Genomic DNA, 21,016 nt, shown 5'->3' with positions numbered 1-21,016 from the left:
GATGCGGCAAACCACGCGGCAACGGCCGCTCGCATACGTCACGGCGCTCGGCGCGCTCGGACTCGCGGCTTGCACCGTGGGCCCCGACTATCACGCGCCGCAAACGCAAAGCCCTTCGGCCTGGCGCGTCGATTCCGCCGATTCATACTGGCACGCGGCGCAGCCTTCGCACGCGCCGCTCGATCCGCTGTGGTGGAAGGCCTTCGACAACGCCGAGCTCGACAGTCTGGAAACCGCGGCGCTTGCCGAGAACCAGACGCTGCGCGTGGCCGCCGCGCACTACGCGCAGGCACGCGCGACGCTCGCTTCGGTGTCGTCGCAGCAAAGCCCGCAGGTCGGGCTCGACGCGGGCCTCGCGCGCGAGCGCATTTCCGCGAACCGGCCGCTCACGAACTACGCGACGCCCAATACGTCGACCGTGCAGAACCAGGTCATCGTCGGCGCGACCGTGAGTTACGAGCTGGACCTGTTCGGGCGCATCCGGCGCATGGTGGAGTCCGCGCAGGCGTCGACGCAGCAGGCCGGCGACGATCTCGCCAACGCGCGCCTCGTGCTGACCGCCGAACTCGCCACCGACTATTTCGCCATGCGCGAACTCGACAACGAGATCGACGTGGTGAACTGCTCGGCGCAACTGCAGCAAAAGGCGCTCGATTTCGTGACCGCGCAGCACGATCTCGGCGCGGTTTCGGGTCTCGAACTGCTACAGCAGAAAGCCCAGCTGGCGGCGACGCAAACCCAGGTGCATCTGCTCGAAAACCAGCGCCAGCAGGAGCAGAACGCCATTGCCGTGCTGGTCGGCAAGCCGGCGCCCGAATTCACGCTGGCGCAGAAGGTCACGCCGCTGCCGGTGCCGGCGCTGCCCGCGGGGTTGCCGAGCGAGCTGCTGCAGCGGCGGCCCGACGTGGCTTCCGCTGAGCGCGCGATGGCCTCGGCCAATGCGCAGATCGGCGTGGCGCGCTCCGCGTACTTTCCGGACATCACGCTTTCGCCCACGTTCGGCTGGGAATCGACGCGTTTTGGGGGCCTTTTTTCCGTGCCGAGCCTGATGTGGTCGGTGGGCGCGACGGCCAGCGAGGTGCTGTTCGACGGCGGCAAGCGCGCGGCGGGCGTGGATTTCGCGCAGGCGGGCTACGAGTCGGCGCAGGCGTCTTATCGTCAGACCGTGCTCACCGCGTTCCAGGAGGTGCAAAATGCGGTAACGGGCCTGTCGGTGCTGGAACGCGCCTCCACCGATGGCCAGGCGGCCGTGGACGACGCACGCAAGTCCTTCGATCTCGCCAACGACCGCTATCAGGGCGGCCTGGTCGCGTTCATCGACGTGCTCAACGCGGAGCAGCAGTTGCTCGCCAGCGAGCGTCAGGAAGTGCAGATTCACGGCCAGCAGGTCGCCACAGTGGTCTTTCTCGCGAAGGCGCTGGGCGGCGGCTGGAGCGCCGACGACCGCGAGATGGCCTGCAGCGCGGGCACGTGCCGCGAAGTGCCGAAGGCCGAGGGCAGAAGCTGAGTCGATGCAAGGGCTGAAAGCGGAGCATACAAGCGGTACAAGAGGGCTTGAGCGGGCCCGGCACCAGGGTATATAAAAGCGCGCAACGGCGGTCGCGGGCTGCATCGGCCGGCACCGCCAGGGCAGCGCGCGAGAGGAGGGCGGGCATGAAAGTATTGGTAATCGAAGACGAACGCAAGGTCGTGGACTACTTGCGTAGCGGACTCACGGAGCAGGGCTGGGTCGTGGACGTCGCCATGGACGGCGAGGAAGGCGCGTGGATGGCCACGGAATACGACTTCGACGTGATCGTGCTCGACGTCATGCTGCCGAAGCTCGACGGCTTCGGCGTGCTGCGCGCCGTGCGCACGAAGAAGGACACGCCGGTCATCATGCTGACGGCGCGCGACCGCGTAGACGACCGCGTGCACGGCCTGCGCGACGGCGCCGACGACTATCTCACGAAGCCGTTCTCGTTCCTCGAACTCGTCGAGCGGCTGCGCGCGCTCACGCGGCGCGCACGCACGCAGGAATCCACGCTGATTTCGGTGGGCGATCTGCAGGTGGATCTCATCAGCCGCCGCGCGACGCGCGACGGCGTGCGCCTCGATCTCACGGCGAAGGAATTCCAGCTGCTTTCGGTGCTCGCGCGGCGGCGCGGCGAGATTCTCTCCAAGACGCTCATCACCGAGCTGGTCTGGGACGTGAATTTCGAAAGCAACGCGAACGTGGTGGAAACGGCGATCAAGCGGCTGCGCGCCAAGCTCGACGGCCCGCACGCGGCAAAGCTGCTGCACACCATACGCGGCATGGGCTACGTGCTCGAAGTGCGCGAGGAAGGAGGCCAGACGTCATGAAACGCTCGATCTCGCTGCGGCTTTCGGCGATGTTCGCAGCGGTGTCGCTCATCGTGTTCACGCTCACGGGCGCGGGCCTCTTCTTCCTGATGCAGCGTCAACTCTTCAACGAATTGCGCGAGACGCTCGACACGCGTGCGCGCATTGCGAGCCTGATCGTTTCGCACGCACCGGATGTGCAGAAGTGGGCCTTCGTGCAGGAAAAGCTGCGCGACCTCTCGCCTGCTGATAGCCGCATGCATTACTACGTCGAAGGCCCCGATCCGCGCTTTCGTTTCGGCGCGCCCATCGTCGGCAAGGTCACCGGTGACGTGGGCCCGAATCATCTGCTCGTGCGCCCGCCCGGCTGCAGCTACGACATCATCACGACGACCTTTATCGTGCCCGCGAGCGGCGACCGGCCTCAGGTGAAACTCGTGGTCGGCAGCGACTGCGTGCGCACCGAAGGCATGCTGCGGCGCTTCGGCATTGCGCTCGGCGTGCTGATCGCGCTCTCCACCATCGCGGTCGCGCTGCTGAGCCGCGCGGTGACGCGCTTCGGACTCGCGCCGCTCACGCGCCTCTCGCGCGAGGCCTCGCAGTTGAGCCCGTCGAACCGGCGTCAGCGTCTGCACTCGGACGAACTGCCCGAGGAGCTGCACGAACTCGCCACGTCGTTCAATGGCGCGCTGGAGCGTCTGGACAAGGCTTACGAGCGCCTCGAGTCGTTCAACGCCGACGTGGCGCACGAACTGCGCACGCCGGTGAGCATCCTGATTGGCCAGACCCAGGTGGCGCTCACGCGCGACCGTTCGGTCGAGCAGCTGCAACAGACGCTGCAATCGAACCTTGAGGAATTCGAACGATTGCGCGTGATCGTGAACGACATGCTGTTCCTCTCGCGCAGCGATCGCGGCGAACGCGCGACGGACCTCACGGAAGTGTCGTTGCGCTCGGAGATCGAACGCATGCTCGATTTTCTGGAGATGCCGCTCGAAGAGGCGCAACTGCGCGTGGAAGTGCAAGGCGATGCGCGCGCATGGGTGAATACGTCGCTGATCGGCCGAGCCATGAGCAATCTGTTCGTCAACGCGATCCAGCATTCGCAGCCCGGTACGACGCTGCGCGCCACGGTCGCGCCGCAGAACGGTCACGTCGAGATCGCCGTTTCGAATCCCGGCGAGCCGCTCGATCCGGTGACGCGCGAGCATATTTTCGACCGCTTCTACCGCATTCAGGAGGCTCGCTCGAACAGCCACGAAAATCACGGGCTCGGGCTGTCGATCGTCAAGGCCGTGGCGGAAATGCACGGCGGCACGGTGTTCGTGCGCAGTGCAGACGGCGTCAACACGTTCGGGTTTTCGGTGGCCGTGGACGGCGCAGAAGCACCCGAAGCGCCCGTTGCCGGTATTGCACGCCAAGGCCGCGCCGGCGTGCCGCTGCATGTTTCGCCCTAGCGCCGCACTGATGCGGCCCGGAAGCGGCGCTTACACGGGCTCGTCTTCCACGGGCGTGCTTTCGTTTTCGATGTAGTGCTGGTCCTTGCGCAGCAAGTCCCAGCAACTGATGAAAAGCGCAGCGACGAGCGGCCCGATCACGAAGCCGTTGATGCCGATGAGCGAAATGCCGCCGAGCGTCGAGATCAGCACGACCCAGTCGGGCAGGCGCGTGTCCTTGCCCACCAGCAGGGGGCGCAGCACGTTGTCCACGGTGCCGATCACGACGGAGCCGAAGACGATCAGCCCGACGCCCTTCGCCACCGCGCCTGTGGAGAGGAAGTAGATCGCTATGGGTCCCCACACGAGCGCCGCGCCCACGGCGGGCAACAGCGAGAGCAGCATCATCACGAAGCCCCACAGCAGCGCGCCCTGAATCCCGAGCACCCAGAGCGCGATACCGCCCAGGCCGCCCTGCACGACAGCGACGGCCACGTTGCCCTTCACCGTTGCGCGGATCACCGTCGTAAACTTGCGCATGAGATGCAGCTTGTGCTGTTCGTCGAGCGGAATGGCGTCGCGCACGAGCCGCGAAATTTCCCGGCCGTCGCGCACGAGGAAAAAGAACAGATAGAGCATCACGCCGAAACTCACCAGAAATTGCAGCGTGTTCTGCCCGAAGGAGAAAGCACGCGTGGCGACGAACTGGCTGATCTCTGCGGCGCCCGCCGAAAGGCGCTGCTGCAGCCCGGGCAGATCCATGAGGTCGTAGCGCGCTAGCAGATTCTGAATCGACTCGGGCATGGCATGGACGATCTGCGTGAAGTAGGCGCCGAAGTCGAGGCTGCCGCTTCGCACCCCCTGATATGCCAAGGCGACCTGCTGCACCAGCGTGGCCGTCACCAGCGTGAGCGGAAAGATCACGATGACGAGGCAGATGGTGAGCGTAATGAGCGCGGCGATATTGCGCCGCCGCCCGAGCCGCGCGACGAGCCGGCGCTGCACGGGCTGGAAGATCAATGCGAGTATGGCGCCCCACAGCACCGTGCTGAAGAACGGCGCGAGGATGAAGCAGAGCGCGACGGACACCGTGAACAACAGCAAATAGAACGATGTCTGGTGAAGCTGCTTGTTGCCTTCCATGTGCGATGGATTCCAGTTAAAGCGGCAGGCGGACGAACGACGGCGTCGTCCGATGATACCGGCATGGCCGCGCGGGCCGTCGGGCGCAGCGCGCCCAGGGGTTCACTGTGCGCCCACGAGCCGCACGCGCGTGATTTCCGAAGGCGCGCCAAGGCGCTTGGGCGGCCCCCAGTAGCCCGTGCCGCGGCTCGTATAGACCCACAGGCTGCCGAGCTTTTCGAGGCCCGCCGTGAACGGCTGCTGCAGCCGCACGAGAAAATTCCACGGGAAAATCTGACCGCCGTGCGTGTGGCCGGAGAGTTGCAGTGTGAAACCCGCATCGACGGCGGCGTGGGCCGTGCGCGGCTGGTGCGCGAGCAGGACGCGCGTGTTGACGTCGGCGGGCGCGCCGCGCAGCGCTTCGGCCGGGTCGCTGCGATGCGCGGGATCGAACTGGCCGCCCGTGTAGTCGGTCACGCCGGCCAGCACGAGCCGCGCGCCGCCATGCTCGATCACCACGTGCTGGTTCATCAGCACCGTGAGGCCGATGCGGCGGAACTCGGCAATCCAGGCGTCCGCGCCCGAGTAGTACTCGTGGTTGCCTGTCACGAGATACACGCCGTGATGCGCATTGAGCTTGCCGAGCGGCGCGGTGTGCGCGGCGAGGTGCGCCACGCTGCCGTCCACCACGTCGCCCGTGATGGCGACCACGTCGGCGTCGAGCTGGTTCACGGCACGCACGATGGCATCGACGTAGCCGTGCTTGATCGTCGGCCCGACGTGGATGTCGCTCAGTTGCACGATGGTGAAGCCGTCGAGCGCGGCTGGCAGGCCGCGAATCGGCACCTCGACGTTGCGCACGCGCGCACGCCGCCGCGCGTTGAAGAAGCCGAACCCGGAGGAGAGGAACGCCAGCACGATCACCGCGGCGGCGCTCACGGTGCGCCAGCCGGCGAGATCGATTGCCCTGGGCCATAAGGCCTCCACGGTCATGGCCGAGGCGAGCACGATGTCGCGCGCGATCGTCAGCATCAGCAGCGACGAGAAGAAGCCCATGGCGAGCATGCCGATCCAGGCGAGGCGGTCGCCGAGCGGCTGGCGCTTGAAGCGCCGCGCGAGCATGCCGGGCGGAATGAACAGCACCGAGAGCACGAGCCACAGAACGGCGAGCCATTTGCCGGCGGCGGGCACCGGCAGGTCGGGAATCAGGCGAAAGCCGACATAAGCATGCAGCAGCACGCCGATGGCGATGAAGCGGACCAGAAACGAGAGTCGGGGCATGGCGGCGCAAACGGATGGGAGCGGACCGACGCGGGTTGGCGCGCCGGGCACGGCGCGCTGCAGCAAAGCCCAATCGTCGAGGTCCGCTCGAAAACCCGGTGGACGGGTCAGCCCAGGTAGGCTGCGTTGCATTTTACCGGCGCAGCAGACTTCGTGCCATTCGATGGCGGCGGTTTCCGGATGCGCATGCTGCGATGCGTCATGAAAGGGCCTGGCGATCCCGCACGAACATACATGCATGCGTGTATGCATGGGCCCCCGATGCTTTACTGTTTGCGCGTGTGGCAGTGCGGCATTTCCCTGGATTGCCAGCGCGATCCCACTCGTCGCACTATGTTCGCGTGGGGTCGGGCACACTCTATTAAACGTCCATTGAATCGGCCCCCGCGATGGACTATGCTCGAAATGAGGCCCGCGTCGTTTCGGGCGCTCTGGGGGAGACGGATCATGAAAGGAATCCGGCCGGTCGCACATGGACTGCATGAGGGTTTGCATGGTCGTCACGTCGGGCACGAGGGCAGCCACGTCATGCTGCCGATGGTCGTTCTCTCGATCATGGCCATCGCGCTGTATATCGCGGTCAAGAACATCGACATTCTCGAAATTGGCCGCAGCGCGTTGTTCGATGTCGTGATGGTGTTCGTCGCGCTCGGTATTGCGGGCATGTTCGGCGTGCTGGGCGCCTGGCTGCGATCCCGCACCACCGACGAACCCGCCGAAGGCTTCTGCTTCGTCGGCGCGCTCATCGGCGCAGTGGTGTTCTACATCGCGCTGCTCACCTGATTCGTTTGTTTGCAGTTTCGGTTGGTTCGCAATCCTGCGGGAGGCGAGGGCGCGCGGCGGCCGGGTCCGCGCCATGCGAAACTGTGTGTTTTCCCGCTCGATAGAAGCACTCCCGATGTTCGATCTCTTCGACGATACGCCTGCCCCCGACGTGGCGTGGCATCCGTCATGGCTCGCGCCAGAGGCCGCTGCCGAGGCGCTCGCGCGCATCATCGCCGAGGCCGACTGGCGCCAGGAACGCATTCGCACGCCCGGCGGCTGGGTGGACCAGCCGCGCCTCACGACCTGGCAGGGCGACGAAGGCGCGGTGTACATCTATTCAGGCATCCGAAACGTCCCGCAGCCGTGGACCTGCCAGGTCGCCGAACTGCGCGACGCCATCTCGGCGCTTTGCGGCGTGCGCTTCAACAGCGTGCTGCTCAACCGTTATCGCACGGGCACGGACAGCATGGGCTGGCACGCGGACCACGAACCCGAACTCGGCCCCGAGCCGGTGATCGCCTCGCTGAGCCTCGGCGCGACGCGGCGCTTCGACCTGCGCCACAACGCGACGGGCGTGGTGCGCTCGTTCCAGCTGACGAGCGGCAGCCTGCTCATAATGCAGGGAAAGACTCAGGCGCAATGGCGGCATCGCGTGCCGAAGGAACCCGCCGTGAGCGCCGAGCGTGTGAATCTCACGTTTCGCGTGGTGATGCCGGATTTGCGGAAATAGGCGACTAGATCGCTGCGGATGGGCATTAAATCGCCGATGTTTGGTGCGCGGGCTACGCTCGCGCGAGTGGCTTCGCGCTAAAAATCAAATAAGAATTTATGCGCATAAACGCCAAATGCGGCGTTGGCGCGGCGGTCAGCCGTCCGCGCCGAGCCGGCGCCGCACGATCGCGACGAGACGCTCCAGCGGCAAACCCGAGCCCGCGAGCGCGGTCACTTCCGGATAATGCTCGCGCGCAATATCCGTGAGCACCTGGCCGGGCGGCGCTTCGACCAGCACGCTCGCGCCCGACTCGATCATGACCGTGAGCGCGTCGTACCAGCGCACCGTGTAGCGCATGTTGGTGGCGAGATCGGCGCGGATGGCGTCGGCGCTGTTGAGCGGCCTGCCGCCGCGATTGTCGACATAGACGCTGCGCGGCGTACGAAACGGTATGTCGCGCGCCCACTCGGTTAGCGTATCGGCGGCGTCGGCCAATAGTTCGCAATGCGAAGGAACGGCCACTGCGAGCCGTTGCGCCTTGCGCGCGCCAGCGGCGAGCGCGCGGGCCGCAAAGGCTTCGAGCGCGCCGTCGGCGCCGGCCACGACGATCTGGCGCGGCGCGTTGACGTTTGCCACGTACACTCGCTCGCCGCCATCGCGCGCATGCGCTTCGGCGAGCGTTTCGACCTGCGTCTCGCTTAGCCCCGCGACGGCCGTGAGGCCATAGCCCGAGGGCCACGCGTTCTCCATCAGCTCGGCGCGTTTGCGCACCATCTGCAGCGCGTCGCCAAACGCCAGCGCCCCGCAGCTCACCGCGGCCGCATAAGCGCCCACGGAAAGCCCAGCGCTGAATTGCGGCGCGAGTCCTTCGTGCGCGAGCGCGCGCGTCACCGCTACGCCCGCGACCGTGAGGCCGATCTGCACGGCGACCGTGGAACGCAAGGCGTCGTCGCTATCGAGCGTGAGGACGTCGAAGCCGAGTGCCGCGGACGCCTCGTCGAGCGTCGCCCGCACGGCGTCGTGTTGCGGCAGCTTGTGGAGGAAGCCAGCGTTTTGCGCGCCCTGGCCCGGAAAGAGCAGGGCGAGCGTCATGCTGCTTGCCACGGGTCGGAGACGAGCTGCGCGCCGCTGGACGCGCGCGCCAGCACGCGCGGCTTGTGCGCCGCGAGTTCGGCGAGAGCGACGCCGCCCGCGGGCGTTTCGAGTTGCGCGTCGATGCGCGTGCCGGCGCGGCTGGCGGCTTGAGCGAGCGTCTGCGCTAGCGACTCGATCGCCGTGCGCGAGACGCGCTGCGGCAGGCGAATGAGGATGTCGAGATCGCTCGATGCGGTGAGGGTGGGAACGCCCGTGGCAAGCTCGAAGCCGGCGCTGCCCGTAGGGCCCCAAACGTAATGGCGCAACGCCGCCGCGCTTGTGCGCAGGGTAGCGAGCGCGATGAACGCGGGCAATGCGCGGCGTGCGCGAAGCGGCTCGACGCCGAGCAGATCCTCAGGAGCAAATGACGATTCGATATCCTCAGTATTGAGCCAGGTGCCGAAACGCTCCGAACGTACGCTGCCGCGCACGCCTACCGCCACGAAACCCGCCGCCGCGCACGTGCGCCGCACGACTACCCAGGGCGCGCGGGCAAGCGCCTCGCGGACCCAGTCCGGCTCGTCGCCTGACGGCGTATGGCGCGCGATGCGCAGCAGGTCGTGCGCGCGCCAGCGTGCGTCGTCCACGCGCGGCGCATCAGCAGCGAACGGCGGGGCGGCGCACACGCGCATCAGCTGGCGTCCCACTGTTGCGCGAGGCGCTTGCGTACCTCGATCGACGCTGCACGCGTACGCTGCGCCGACTCGCCTTGCAGACGATGCGCGAGGCCGCTCGTGTCGCTGCGTGCCTCCCGCACCTTCTGTGCGAGCACATCGCGCACGCGTGCGATCTGCGCTTCGCTCGGCGCGTCCGCATCGATGCCTTCGATCAACTCGTCGAGCAGACCGAGCTTCGCGAACGAAGCCATCGAATACGACATCGGCACGATCTTTTCGCCCAGCTCGTCGAGGTCCTCGACACTGCGCCGCGTGACGCGCGCCGCCGCTTCCTTGCCCATGGCGTGGACCATCGTGCCGGGCGCGTCGAGCGCGACGATGCGATTGGCCTGATAGCCGTGAGCGAGAAACGCGCCCGACATGGCGGGTCCGACGATCAGCGCCACGACGGGATGCCCCGCGAGGCGCGCGCTGGCGTAGGCGTCCACAGCCGAGGCGCAGGCGAGGTGTATGCCGAGCATCTCCTCGCGATAGCCGTAGGCCTGGCTCTTCACGTCGACGATCGCGATGATGGGGCGGCGCTTGCCGCTCGCGGCGTCTTCGGCAATCGTTTCGCGCACGGCCTTGGCGAGACGCCAGCCTTGTTCGAGGCCCACCACGTTGTCGCGTGCGCGCGGAAAGCGGTTCGCGGGATCGGGGGCGACGGTGATGAAGCGCGCGGTTTCGTTGTTGAGCGGCGCATCGGCGTATTGCACGCACGCGCCCTGCGTGTCCGCGCCCGCGAGGGCGCGCAGCCAGCGTGCGCCGCGGCTCGTCGTCGTGTCGTTCATGCGTTTTCTCCGCGCAGGTTCAGGGGCGAGGCGGTGAACACCGCACGCATCGTTTCAGGGGTGACGCTGGCGGGATCGATCTGCGCGAGTTTCGCGAGCGTGGCATCCACATCGGCCGAGCGCGGCGTGCGCGGCGCGCCTTGTGCAAACGCCGCGCGCACGGCGGCGCGCACGTCGTCCACGGCATCGTCGACGAGCGCATCGGCGAAACCGGTCTGCGCGCGCTGCTCGCCGCCGATCAATTGCCACACCTGGCGGCGGTCGCTCGAATCGAGTTCTTCGATGCCGGCCTCCTGCTCGATCACCTCCGGGCCATTCATGCCGAGGCGGCCCTGCTTCGTCATCACGAGCGTCGAGCAGAGGGCCGCCGCGAGCGACATGCCGCCAAAGCAACCCACCATGCCCGCGATCACGCCGACCACGTTCACATGTGCGCGCAACGCGACGATGGCCGACTGGATCTCCGCGATCACGGCGAGGCCGAGATTGGCCTCCTGCAAGCGCACGCCACCGGTTTCGAACAGGATGACGGGCCGCACGATCTTGCCGCGCTCGCAGTCGGCGAGCGCCAGTTCGAGTGCGGCGGCGATCTTGCTGCCCGACACTTCGCCGATGCTGCCGCCCTGGAATGCCGATTCGATCGCGGCCACGACGGCGGGCTCGCCGTCGATGGTGCCGCGCGCGATCACCGCGCCGTCGTCGGCCTGGCAGACGATGCCCTGCAACGGCAGCCACGGCGATTCGATACGGTCGAACGGCCCGAGCAGTTCGCGGAACGTGCCCGCGTCCAGCACGGCGGCCGCGCGTTCGCGCGCGCTCAATTCGATGAAGCTCTCGCGCAGCAGCGTGGCGGGCGTCAGTTGATTCGTTCTGCTCATGACTTCGCCTCCTGCGCGGCTTCCACGGCTTCCGCGAGACGTAGCGCCACCACGCCGGGCGTGGCGCCGAAGTCGTTGATCTCGATGAGCGCCGCGCCGTCGTAGCGTGTGAAGAAGCGGTCGAGCACGCTCTTCCAGATGTGGCTATAGCCGTCCACGCTCGTATGCACGACCACGCGCGCCTGCATGTCGCTCGCGGGCTGCAGCAGCACTTCGAGATCGCCCGAGCCCACCACGCCCACGTGGGCGCGCGTCGTCACGGCGCGTTGCGCCGGATAGTCGAATGTCAGTTGTTCCATGAAACCGTCCTCCCGCCCATGCGGTGCTGAACCAGTCTGTCGATGAAGAGCGTCGCGGCGAGCAGGTCGGCCGCGCCACCCGGCGATGCGTTGAGTGCGAGCAGTGCGCGTTCGAGCGCGTCGAACGCAGCGCGGCCGGCTTGCGTGGCAAGGCCGCCGGCGTCGCGTACGCGTTGCGCGCCCGCTTGCGCGGCCTCGCGCCCGGCGAGCCCCGCGCGATGCAGCACGCAGGTGTCGTCGAGCGAGGCCATGATCGCGAGCAGGGCGTCCACGCGCGCGTGGGCTTCGTCGTGGCCTTGCGCGCGCGCGGCGTGCAGGGCGGGCAGACCCACGCGCACGACGTGCGGAAAGCCGTCTTGCGCTTCGCTGCGCGCGCCGCCCACGTTGTAGCGCTGACGCACGTGCTCGCCGTTGCTTTGCGCGGGCTGCGCGAGCAGGTCGTCGTAGCGCGCGATCTGCGCAGCCGTTTCGCAGATGCGCGCCGCGTGGGCGCAGTCGCTGTCGCTGCCTTGCGGCGTATGTACGATCGCCGCGCCCGCCACCAGCAGCCCGACAATCCAGATCGCGCCGCGATGCGCGTTGCTGCCTTGCGTCGCGCGCATCATCGCGGCTTCGCCGGCACGGCCGATGCGTGCGAGATCGGTGCGCAGCGCCGTGCCGGGCGCGGCCCCGCGCGAAGCGCGCGCGAGCGCTTCGAACGTGGGCTCGAGCGCATGCGCCGAGCGCAGCATCGTCGCGAGATCGAGATCGTTGTGCGCGCCACTGCCGCGCGCGTCCACGAGCGCGGGCTTGGGCGTGAGGCGCGCCTCTTCGATCAGCGCGTCGCGGGCGAAGCGCGCGAGCTGCGCGTCGGCGGAGGCCGGCCGCGCGTCGCCGGCGTACGGGACCCGTCGCGCGAGGCCCGCCGAGCCCTCGGCAAGCGCCGTTAAAGGAAGCGTACGCATCGCGCTTACCAGCTACGGAAACGGGCCGGCGGCGTATAGAGCCCGCCCGACCACGTCACCAGGTCGTCGATGCTGCGCGCCGCGAGCAGCGAGCGCTTGGCCTCGCCGCGCAAGATGCCGAGGTCCTCGGGGAACTGCACGATGCCGCGGCGGCGCAGTTCGTCGGTTTTCTGCTGCTGTGCGCGCAGGCCGATGGGCGTCACGCCCGCCACGGCCGCGAGCGCGGCTCGGCGGTCGTCGATGCCCTCTGCGCGATGCAGGTGGGCGATACCCTCTTCGGTCACGACATGGCTCACGTCATCGCCGTAGATCATCACGGGCGCGACTGGCATGCCGCTCTTCTGGCCCACGGCGATGGCGTCGAGTTCGTCGACGAAGGTCGGCTCGCCGCCTTTCTTCCAGGTTTCCGCCAGTTGCACCACGAGTTTGTGGCCGCGCGAAACCGGGCCGTTGTCCTTGAGCAGCTTGAGCCACGCTTCGCTCGCATGGCGCCGCCCGCGCGGATCGTGGCCCATGTTCGGCGCGCCGCCAAAGCCCGCGAGCCGGCCGCGCGTGACGGTGGACGAATTGGCGTCCGCGTCGATCTGCAGCGTCGAGCCGATGAAGAGATCCACGGCATATTGCCCCGCGAGCTGGCACAGCACGCGGTTCGAGCGCAGGCTGCCGTCGCTGCCGGTGAAGAACACATCGGGCCGCGCGGCGATATAGGCTTCCATGCCCACTTCGCTGCCGAAGCAATGGATGCTTTCCACCCAGCCCGATTCGATGGCGGGGATCAGCGTGGGGTGCGGATTGAGCGTCCAGTTGCGGCAGATCTTGCCCTTCAGGCCCAGCGATTCGCCGTAGGTGGGGAGCAGCAATTCGATCGCGGCGGTGTCGAAACCAATCCCGTGATTGAGCGCGGCGATGCCATAGGGCGCGTAAATACCCTTGATGACCATCATCGCGGTGAGCACCTGCAGGTCGCCGATGTGGCGCGGATCGCGCGTGAAGAGCGGCTCGACCGCGAACGGCCGGTCGGCCTGCACGACCACGTCGACCCACGAGCCGGGAATGTCCACGCGCGGCAGCTCATCGACGATTTCGTTGACCTGAACGATCACGATGCCCTGGCTGAACGCGGCGGCTTCGGCGATGGTCGGCGTGTCTTCGGTGTTCGGGCCGGTGTAGAGGTTGCCGTGGCGGTCGGCTTTTTCGGCGCACAGCAGCGCGACCTGGGGAATCAGGTCGACGAACATGCGCGCGTACAGCTCGACATAGGTATGGATCGCGCCCACTTCGAGCTGGCCGTCTTCGAGCAGTTGCGCCACGCGCAGGCTCTGCGGCCCCGCGAACGCGAAGTCCACGCGGTGCGCGATGCCGCGCTCGAACAGCGTCAGATGCTCGGGGCGGCTGATGCTCGAAATCAGCAGGTGAACGTTGTTGATCTTGGCCGGATCGGCCTTGGCCAGCGAGCGCGAGAGGAAGTCGGCCTGTTTCTGGTTGTCGCCTTCGAGCGCGACGCGGTCGCCTGGGCGGATCAGCAGTTCGAGCGCATCGGTCATGCGCGAGGCGGGCAGGACGCCGTCTTCGAGCCAGCCCGAAACGGCGGCGAGGCGGCGGGCCTTTTCGTCGCGGCGCGTGGTCCACGAACGCGGTGCGAGGTCAGGCGAGGTTGGCGTATCAGCTTGAGGCTTCATCGGCGGTTCGGCTCCGTGAGCGGGAAGAGGCGGCGCGCGGCTTCGCGGCGGCAGATTGTGCCGAAGGCGGCACTGCCGGCAGCGCGGCGCGCTCGGTCAGAAAACGGTAGATGAGTTCGCCCGTGCCGAGCAGGTGCTCGGCCACGAGCTTTTGCGCGGTGGGCACGTCGCCGCGCTTCACGGCGGCGAGAATTTCGGTGTGCTCGCTATCGGATTCGCCCTTGTATTCGGGGAAGCCGAATTTCAGGCGCAGGTAGCGTTCGCCGCGGCGATGCAGCGCCGTGAGCATTTCCATCAGCTGCGGCCGGCCGGCGGGCGCGTAGAGGCTCATGTGAAAGGCCTCGTTGCGCGCGACATAGAGCGACGGATCGCGCTCGCGCTTCGCGGCGGCGGCCAGCGCGGTCACTTCGCGCAGCGTGGCGCTCGTGTGATTCGGAATGGCGAGGCCGAGCGCGAGGCTTTCGAGCGCGGAACGGATCTCGTAGATTTCGCGCGCCTCGTCGGCGGAAAGCGGGGCCACGCTCGCGCCCTTGTTGACCTCGATCTTCGCCCAGCCTTCGCTCGCGAGCTGGCGCAGCGCCTCGCGCACGGGGATCGCGCTGACCGAAAAATGCCGCGCGATCGCGTCCTGGCGCAGCGGCGCGTTGGGCGCGAGCTTGCCCTCGACGATCGCGCTGCGCAGGGCGTCGGCGATCATGCGCGAGGTGCTGGTGCGGGGCGCGGCAGCGCCTTCCAGGGGAAAACCATTCGTTGCGTCGCTCATGAGATCAAATATTATATATAAAACGACCAAGGCGAAAGCCTCGAAAACCCGCAACACAGAAACACCAGATTCACTATAGACGGGTAAGAAGAACGGGGGCTTACAGGGAGTTCCTGAAGAGGGCCGGCACTGCCGCGGCCTGCATTTCCGCGTTTCGCGGCGTGCGTGCGCATCTTGCTGCGTGGGCTGGCGAGGCATCAATGGAGAGAGGAGCATCATGAATTCGATCACCGAGTCCGCACGGCGAACTCGCACCAAGACACCGCTCAACCGGTCGCAGATCGCCGGTTTCTGGGGCGCCTGGGCAGGCTGGACGCTCGACGGGATGGACTCGTTCATCTACGCACTCGTGCTCACGCCCGCGCTCACGGAGCTGTTGCCGCGTTCGGGCTACGAGGCGAGCGCGGCGAACATCGGGCTTGCCGGCTCGATCCTGTTCGCGCTCTTCCTCGTGGGCTGGGGGCTGTCGTTCATCTGGGGGCCGCTCGCGGACCGCTATGGACGCACGCGCGTGCTGGCGGGCACCATTTTCATGTTTGCGATCTTCACGGGACTTTCGGCCACCGCGCAGAGCGTGTGGTCGCTCGGCATATACCGCTTTCTGGCAGGCGTAGGCATCGGCGGGGAGTGGGCGCTCGCGGGCACGTACGTGGCCGAATCGTGGCCCGAAGACCGCCGCAAGATGGGCGCGGGCTATCTGCAGACCGGCTATTACGCGGGCTTCTTCATAGCGGCCGCGCTCAATTACACGGTCGGCGTGCACTTCGGCTGGCGTGCCATGTTCCTCACGGGCGCGGTGCCGGTGGTGGTGGCCATTCTCGTGCTCACGCGCGTGGAGGAACCGGCCAAATGGCAGAAGTCGGAGGCGAGCCATGTGCACCGCGGCCGCCCGCTGCGTGAAATCTTCGGCGACGTGTACCGCATGCGCACCGTGGTGGCGTGCGCGCTGCTGACCATCGCGATCATCGGCTTGTGGGCAGGCGCGGTTTATGAACCGTCCGCCGTGATCCAGCTGGCGACGAAGGCGGGAGCGAACAAGGCCGAGGCGATCCGGACGGCTTCGATCGCCACGGGCATCCTGTCGATCGGCACGATTCTGGGCTGTCTCGCATTGCCGCCGATGGCCGAACGCATTGGCCGCAAGTGGACGCTCGCCGTTTATTTCGCGGGTATGGCGGTGACGATCGCGGCGAGCTTCGGCTGGGCGTTCTATCTCGAGAACGGACTCGTGCCGTTCATCGCGCTGCTCTTCGTGCTGGGCTTCTTCGGCGGCAACTTCGCGCTGTTCAGCCTCTGGCTGCCTGAGCAGTTCGAAACGCGTGTGCGCGCCACGGCGTTCGCGTTCTGCACGTCGTTTGGCCGCTTCGTGGGCGCGGGCGTGAATTTCCTGTTGGGCGCGGCCGTGCTGCGGATGCACACGCTTGGCGTGCCGGTGGCGCTCACGGCGCTGGCCTTCGTTCTCGGGCTTCTGATCATTCCGTTTGCGCCGGAAACCAAGGGTCAAACGCTGCCTTCCTGAACCCCCTATGCGGCGCGTCGGTTAGCGCCGCGCCTTCACGAGCCTCGGCGGCAACAGGCGCCAGCCGAGATTGACCCCGAGGCTCGCCGCCACGATCAGCGCCATGCCCGCAAGCTGGGGCACGCTCAGTGCGCGACCGTAGACGATCGCATCGACGGCGATCGCGGTGAGCGGATACACGAACAGAAGCACGGCGATCACGGGTGTCGTCAACATCGGCAGCGCGCCGTAGATCAGCACGTACGAAAGCCCCGTGTGCAGCACCCCCATGCCCACGAGCCAGCCCCATTGCGTGGCCGAAATATGCGTGAGCTCGAGTGGCGCAAAAAACGGCGCGATCAGCGGCAGGCACACGGAGCCCACCACGCATTGCGTCAGCGTGAGCAGATGCGGGCGAAAGTTGCGCAGGCTCTTGGCGATCAGCGTGACGCTCGCATAGAGCACCGAGCCGCCCAGCGACTCGCCAATGCCGATCATGTAGCTCGTGCGATCGGCCACGTGGGTTTCCGCGAGCACGCCGGAAGCGAGCGCGAGCCCCACGAACGCGATGCCGATCCAGCCGAGCCGGTCGGCGCCGAGCCGCTCGTGAAAGATCGCCGCGCCCATCAGCACGACCCAGAACGGCTGCACATGGAATACGACCGTCGAGATGGCGATGCTCGTGCGATGGATCGCGTCGAAGAAGGCGACCCACTGCGTGACCATGAGCACGCCTGAAATCACCGCGAGCGTGAGCGTGCGGCGCGTGAACTGCCGCGGCGAGAGCCAGCCCTTGTACGCGCAGTACCCGGCGAGCGCGAGCATGCCGAAAAAGCAGCGGAAGAACACGAGCGTGAGGGCGCCGAGACGCGCCTCCTCGACAAACACGCCGATCGTGCCCATCAGGAGGCCGCCGCCCGCGAGCATGAAGACGCCTTGCTGACGGTTGCCGTGATGTTCGGATTGCATGGCCGGAGCGGAAAATCGAAAGAGGGTTGGAGACGGGTTGAGTATTCGCCAGTTGCGGGGCGCGGGCAAACGAATTAAATTGAAGAATTCCATCAACGCAGCTTATGAATAGGCCGCGATCCGGCCACCCAGCGTATGAACCCCGAATTCGACATCGATTTGCTACGCACCTTCGCCGCCGTGGCGGACGCGGGCAGCTTCACGAGGGGCGCCGTGGCCGTGCATCGGTCGCAGGCGGCCGTGAGCATGCAGGTCAAGCGGCTCGAGCAGATGCTCGGCACCACGTTATTCACGCGCGACACGCGCAATCTCGCGCTCACGCGGCCGGGCAACACGCTGCTCGAATATGCGCGGCGCGCGCTCGACCTGCAGGAGGAGGCGTGGTCGGCGCTGGTGCGGCCCGAGGTGACGGGGCGCGTGGTGCTCGGGGCGCCCGACGACTATATGGCGTCGCTGCTGTCACCGGTGTTGCGGCGCTTCTCGACGCTTTATCCGCATGTTGAGATCGAGATCGTCTGCGCGCAGAGCGTCGCGCTCGGGCCGATGCTGGCGGACAACAAGATCGACATCGCGTTCGTCACACGCGACCGCAAGATGCGCGGCGAGTTCGTGCGCGCCGAGGAGATGGTCTGGGTGGGGTCCGCCACCGACCCGGCGCCGCTTGCCATGTCGCCGCTGCCGGTCGGGCTCTACGAGCACGGCAGCGTGGCGCGCGCGCATACCGTGGCGGCGCTCGACGGCGCGCACATCCGCTACCGCGCCGCCTATAGCAGCGCGAGTTTGATGGGGTTGACGGCGACGGTGGAGGCGGGCATTGCGATCGTCGCGCTCACGCGCTGCAGCGTGCCGCCGCGCTTCGCGATCCTCGGCGAGGCGCAGGGCCTGCCGAAGATCGAGCCGCTGGAAATCGTGGTGGCGCGCAGCGTCAAGTCGAACCGGCCGACTTGCGACTACCTCGCGCAGCAGATGGTGCAGGATCTCTCGGTGCCGCGTCAGCGCGGGTAGACGCTCACTTCGCCGCCCACCGCGAGCCGCACGCGCTCGCCTTCGCGCGGCGTGCGATAGCCGGGCACGCGCGCACGGACCGTTGCGTGCGCATCGATCAGCTGCAGCGTGAGCGCGGCGTCCTGGCCCTGGAAGGTGATGGCCTGCACGACCGCTTCGAGCGCGCCGTCGCGCTGGGCGGTTTCGGGCAGCACGTCGATCTGCTCGGGGCGCAGCATCACGTCCACGGCGCCTTCTGCCGCATGCTGGTCTTGCTGGATCGGCAGCGCGCCGAGCACGCAATGCGCGCGCCCGTTGGCCACCGTCCCCGGCAGCAGCACCGCCTCGCCGATGAAGGCCGCGAGTTCGCGCGTGGCCGGGCGGCGATAGAGCGTTTGCGGCGGTCCGCTCTGCAACAGCTTGCCGCGCCACAGCACGGCGACTTCATGACCGAGCGAGAGCGCCTCGGCCTGATCGTGCGTGACAAGCACGGCGGTCGCGCCGGCGGCGGCGAGGGCGCGCGCCACGGCTTCGCGCGTTTCGACGCGCAGCGCGGCGTCGAGCGACGAGAACGGCTCGTCGAGCATCACGAGGCCGGGCGAGGGTGCGAGCGCGCGGGCGAGCGCCACGCGCTGCTGCTGCCCACCCGAGAGTTGCTGCGGCGCGCGCGATCCATAGGATTCCGGAAGACCGACGAGTTCGAGCAATTCGGCCACGCGATGGTGTGCGCGACGCTGCGCGCGCGGCAGGCCGAACACGATGTTCTCGGCAACCGTGAGATGCGGAAAGAGCGCACCCTCTTGCGGCACGTAGCCGATATGACGCTGCTCGGTCGGCAGATGCAGCCGGTCGCCTGCAACGCGGCGGCCGTCGATCTCGATCGTGCCGGCGTCGGCGCGCTCGAAGCCGCACAGCACGCGCAGCAGCGTGGTCTTGCCGCTGCCCGAAGGCCCGAGCAGCGCGACGAGCGAACCCGAGCGCACGGAAAGATCGATGCCGTGCAGGACCGGATGGCCGTCGAAGGCCTTTTTCAGGCCGGAAATGCGAAGTGTGCTCATGGGGCTAACTTGGGGCTAACTTGGGGCTAACTGAGGCTCAGGCGTCGTCGGGCGGCGCGTTGATCGTATCGACCGGCATGTTGACCGTAGCATGGCCCGCGAGTGCGGACCGGCCCGCAAACGCGAACAGCAGGCCCGAAGCGGCGAGCGAAAGCGCGGTGAGCAGCGCGGCATAGGGCGCGGCGGCCGCGAAGGCGAGCGTCGAGGTGTCGGTCCAGACCTGCGTGGCGAGCGTGTGCGTGCCGATGGGCGCGAGCAGCAGCGTGGCGTTCAATTCGGTGACCACCGAGATGAACACCATCGAAGCCGCCGCGCCGAGGCCCGGACCCGCGAGCGGCAGCACGACGCGGCGCAGCGTGGCGAACCATCCCAGGCCGAGCGCGCGCGCCGTATCTTCGAGGCGCTGCTGCGCTTGCATGAGCGCCGCGCGCACGCTCACGAGCGCAAGGGGCAGACAGAGGATCGCGTACGCCGTAATCAGCAGCGTGGTGCCCTGATAGAGCGGTTCGAGCGCGCGCACCGCGAGCGAGACGATGGCAAGCGCAATCACGAGGCTGGGCACGCCCTGCGCGATAAAGGCCGTGCGTTCGAGAAACGTGGCGGCGCGGCCAGGATAGCGCGCAAGCAGGTACGCGAGCGGGAGCGCGAGCAGCGTGGTGAAAAACGCGGCCGTGAGGCCGAGGCGCAGCGAGGCGAACGTGGTCAAAACCAGCAACTCAGGCGAGACATCGGCTGGCGTGATTGCTGCGGCACCAGGCTGCGTGAGCCAGTAGCCGATCATCGCGAGCGGCACGCCGAGCGTCGCCACATTGAGCGCGACGAAACCCGCCGCCATAGGCCAGCGCCAGCGGCCGAGCGCATGGCGCACGCTCTCGCGGCGTGCGCCGCGATCCACGCGCTCGTAGCGCGCGCGTCCGCGCACGCGGAACTCGAGCACGAGGCACACGAGGCAGAGCAGGATCAGCACGCAGGCCAGCAGCGAGGCGCCGCCGCCATCGAAGCTCGTGCGGTATTCCGCGTAGATCTCGGTGGTGAACGTGCGAAAGCGCAGCAGCGTGAATGCGCCGAATTCGGAGAGCACGCCAAGCGCGACGAGCAGCATCGAGCCGAACAGCGCGGGACGCAGTTGCGGCAGCACGACGCGCACGAAAACAGCCCAGCGGTTGCAGCCGAGCGCGCGCGCCGATTCTTCGAGTGCGGGATCGAGGCCGCGCAGCGCGGCGGCCACTGGCAAATAGACGAGCGGGAAGTACGCCGTCGTGATGACGATGAACGCGCCGAGAAAGTCCTGCAAATCGAGGCTCAGCGAGACCCACGCGTAGCTCGTGACGAATGCGGGCATGGCGAGCGGCGCGGCGGCGAGGAGCGCCCAGGCACGCCGCCCCGGCACGTCGGTACGCTCGACGAGCCACGCCACCGCGGTGCCTAGTATGGCGCAGGCGAGCGTGGCCGAAACCGTAATCGAGAGCGTGTTGACGAGCAACTCGCCGACCAGCGGCCTGAAGATCAGCTCGGCGGCGTCGGCCAGACCAAAGGACAGCGCGCGCCAGAAGGTCAGTGCGAGCGGCAGCAGCACCAGCAGCGGGCCGAGCGCGGCGGCGGCGAAGAGCGCGCGCGGCGCACGCCGCCGCACGCGCGGGGGCGGGCCCCCCGCGACTGCCACTTGATGAGACTCTGACACGGCTTGCGCCGTGGTAACGGCTTCGCTCACGATATTGCTTCGTA

Annotated in this window: 20 protein-coding genes; 7 read left to right on the top strand and 13 right to left on the bottom strand. The window is 67.6% G+C overall.

Annotated elements, in window-relative coordinates:
- Position 1 precedes the first annotated feature (1 nt).
- The 3 genes from AB4Y42_RS21870 (at position 2) to AB4Y42_RS21860 (ending at position 3,779) form a co-directional block, all read left to right on the top strand.
- On the top strand, positions 2–1,507 hold the full coding sequence (locus AB4Y42_RS21870) for an efflux transporter outer membrane subunit (protein ID WP_368695333.1): 1,506 nt from the start codon (positions 2–4) through the stop codon (positions 1,505–1,507).
- A gap of 146 nt (positions 1,508–1,653) precedes the next feature.
- Positions 1,654–2,343 (top strand): heavy metal response regulator transcription factor, encoded by a 690-nt coding sequence (locus AB4Y42_RS21865; RefSeq protein ID WP_042265081.1) that lies wholly within the window; start codon positions 1,654–1,656, stop codon positions 2,341–2,343.
- Positions 2,340–3,779, top strand: coding sequence for a heavy metal sensor histidine kinase (locus tag AB4Y42_RS21860; RefSeq protein ID WP_368689594.1), 1,440 nt, complete (start codon positions 2,340–2,342; stop codon positions 3,777–3,779). The genes AB4Y42_RS21865 and AB4Y42_RS21860 overlap by 4 nt, the downstream gene beginning before the upstream one ends.
- A gap of 30 nt (positions 3,780–3,809) precedes the next feature.
- Here the strand turns inward: AB4Y42_RS21860 and AB4Y42_RS21855 are convergent, their stop codons facing one another.
- Positions 3,810–4,901, bottom strand: coding sequence for an AI-2E family transporter (locus tag AB4Y42_RS21855; RefSeq protein WP_368689595.1), 1,092 nt, complete (start codon positions 4,899–4,901; stop codon positions 3,810–3,812).
- 102 nt (positions 4,902–5,003) lie between these two features.
- Complete coding sequence (locus tag AB4Y42_RS21850; protein ID WP_368695313.1) at positions 5,004–6,161, bottom strand: metallophosphoesterase; 1,158 nt, start codon at positions 6,159–6,161, stop codon at positions 5,004–5,006.
- 447 nt (positions 6,162–6,608) lie between these two features.
- Between AB4Y42_RS21850 and AB4Y42_RS21845 the strand changes: the two genes are divergently transcribed.
- Positions 6,609–6,944: a hypothetical protein gene (locus tag AB4Y42_RS21845; RefSeq protein WP_368689597.1), complete on the top strand. Its 336-nt coding sequence runs from the start codon at positions 6,609–6,611 to the stop codon at positions 6,942–6,944.
- A 115-nt stretch (positions 6,945–7,059) separates the two neighbouring features.
- A complete protein-coding gene (locus AB4Y42_RS21840; RefSeq protein ID WP_368695312.1) occupies positions 7,060–7,656 on the top strand; it encodes an alpha-ketoglutarate-dependent dioxygenase AlkB in 597 nt (198 codons plus the stop codon).
- A gap of 135 nt (positions 7,657–7,791) precedes the next feature.
- Here AB4Y42_RS21840 and mdcH read toward each other — a convergent pair whose 3' ends face one another.
- Genes mdcH through AB4Y42_RS21800 form a run of 8 tightly spaced genes read right to left on the bottom strand, consistent with a single transcriptional unit; the run spans position 7,792 to position 14,782 of the window.
- A complete protein-coding gene (gene mdcH, locus AB4Y42_RS21835) occupies positions 7,792–8,730 on the bottom strand; it encodes a malonate decarboxylase subunit epsilon (RefSeq protein WP_368695311.1) in 939 nt (312 codons plus the stop codon).
- Positions 8,727–9,404 (bottom strand): malonate decarboxylase holo-ACP synthase, encoded by a 678-nt coding sequence (locus tag AB4Y42_RS21830; protein ID WP_368695332.1) that lies wholly within the window; start codon positions 9,402–9,404, stop codon positions 8,727–8,729. The genes mdcH and AB4Y42_RS21830 overlap by 4 nt, the downstream gene beginning before the upstream one ends.
- Positions 9,404–10,219 carry a biotin-independent malonate decarboxylase subunit gamma gene (gene mdcE, locus AB4Y42_RS21825; RefSeq protein WP_368695310.1) on the bottom strand — a complete coding sequence of 272 codons (816 nt, stop codon included), beginning with the start codon at positions 10,217–10,219 and terminating at the stop codon, positions 9,404–9,406. Before mdcE ends, AB4Y42_RS21830 begins: the two co-directional genes overlap by 1 nt.
- Complete coding sequence (locus AB4Y42_RS21820; RefSeq protein WP_368695309.1) at positions 10,216–11,097, bottom strand: biotin-independent malonate decarboxylase subunit beta; 882 nt, start codon at positions 11,095–11,097, stop codon at positions 10,216–10,218. The genes mdcE and AB4Y42_RS21820 overlap by 4 nt, the downstream gene beginning before the upstream one ends.
- Positions 11,094–11,396: a malonate decarboxylase subunit delta gene (locus tag AB4Y42_RS21815; protein ID WP_254319561.1), complete on the bottom strand. Its 303-nt coding sequence runs from the start codon at positions 11,394–11,396 to the stop codon at positions 11,094–11,096. Before AB4Y42_RS21815 ends, AB4Y42_RS21820 begins: the two co-directional genes overlap by 4 nt.
- Positions 11,384–12,340: a triphosphoribosyl-dephospho-CoA synthase gene (locus AB4Y42_RS21810; protein ID WP_368695308.1), complete on the bottom strand. Its 957-nt coding sequence runs from the start codon at positions 12,338–12,340 to the stop codon at positions 11,384–11,386. Before AB4Y42_RS21810 ends, AB4Y42_RS21815 begins: the two co-directional genes overlap by 13 nt.
- Positions 12,341–12,345: 5 nt before the next feature.
- Positions 12,346–14,019, bottom strand: a complete 1,674-nt coding sequence (mdcA, locus tag AB4Y42_RS21805) for a malonate decarboxylase subunit alpha (RefSeq protein ID WP_368695307.1) — start codon at positions 14,017–14,019, stop codon at positions 12,346–12,348.
- Positions 14,003–14,782 (bottom strand): GntR family transcriptional regulator, encoded by a 780-nt coding sequence (locus tag AB4Y42_RS21800; protein WP_368695306.1) that lies wholly within the window; start codon positions 14,780–14,782, stop codon positions 14,003–14,005. The genes mdcA and AB4Y42_RS21800 overlap by 17 nt, the downstream gene beginning before the upstream one ends.
- 217 nt (positions 14,783–14,999) lie before the next feature.
- Between AB4Y42_RS21800 and AB4Y42_RS21795 the strand changes: the two genes are divergently transcribed.
- Positions 15,000–16,301 (top strand): MFS transporter, encoded by a 1,302-nt coding sequence (locus tag AB4Y42_RS21795; protein ID WP_368689604.1) that lies wholly within the window; start codon positions 15,000–15,002, stop codon positions 16,299–16,301.
- A gap of 21 nt (positions 16,302–16,322) precedes the next feature.
- Here the strand turns inward: AB4Y42_RS21795 and AB4Y42_RS21790 are convergent, their stop codons facing one another.
- Positions 16,323–17,249 (bottom strand): DMT family transporter, encoded by a 927-nt coding sequence (locus tag AB4Y42_RS21790; protein ID WP_368695305.1) that lies wholly within the window; start codon positions 17,247–17,249, stop codon positions 16,323–16,325.
- 135 nt (positions 17,250–17,384) lie between these two features.
- Here AB4Y42_RS21790 and AB4Y42_RS21785 point away from each other — a divergent pair, with 135 nt between their 5' ends.
- Positions 17,385–18,254 carry a LysR family transcriptional regulator gene (locus AB4Y42_RS21785; protein WP_368695304.1) on the top strand — a complete coding sequence of 290 codons (870 nt, stop codon included), beginning with the start codon at positions 17,385–17,387 and terminating at the stop codon, positions 18,252–18,254.
- On the opposite strand, the gene AB4Y42_RS21780 is transcribed toward AB4Y42_RS21785, so the two are convergent.
- Positions 18,242–19,291 (bottom strand): ABC transporter ATP-binding protein, encoded by a 1,050-nt coding sequence (locus tag AB4Y42_RS21780; protein WP_368695303.1) that lies wholly within the window; start codon positions 19,289–19,291, stop codon positions 18,242–18,244. The two genes, AB4Y42_RS21785 and AB4Y42_RS21780, sit on opposite strands and share 13 nt — an antisense overlap.
- A 37-nt stretch (positions 19,292–19,328) precedes the next feature.
- Positions 19,329–20,972 carry an ABC transporter permease gene (locus AB4Y42_RS21775; RefSeq protein ID WP_368695331.1) on the bottom strand — a complete coding sequence of 548 codons (1,644 nt, stop codon included), beginning with the start codon at positions 20,970–20,972 and terminating at the stop codon, positions 19,329–19,331.
- Between the last annotated feature and the right edge of the window lie 44 nt (positions 20,973–21,016).

Source organism: Paraburkholderia sp. EG286B (genome assembly GCF_040965655.1).
Classification (GTDB): Bacteria; Pseudomonadota; Gammaproteobacteria; order Burkholderiales; family Burkholderiaceae; genus Paraburkholderia.
The sequence above is the reverse complement of the archived record's forward strand: the minus strand, read 5'-3'. Positions and strand labels throughout refer to the sequence as shown.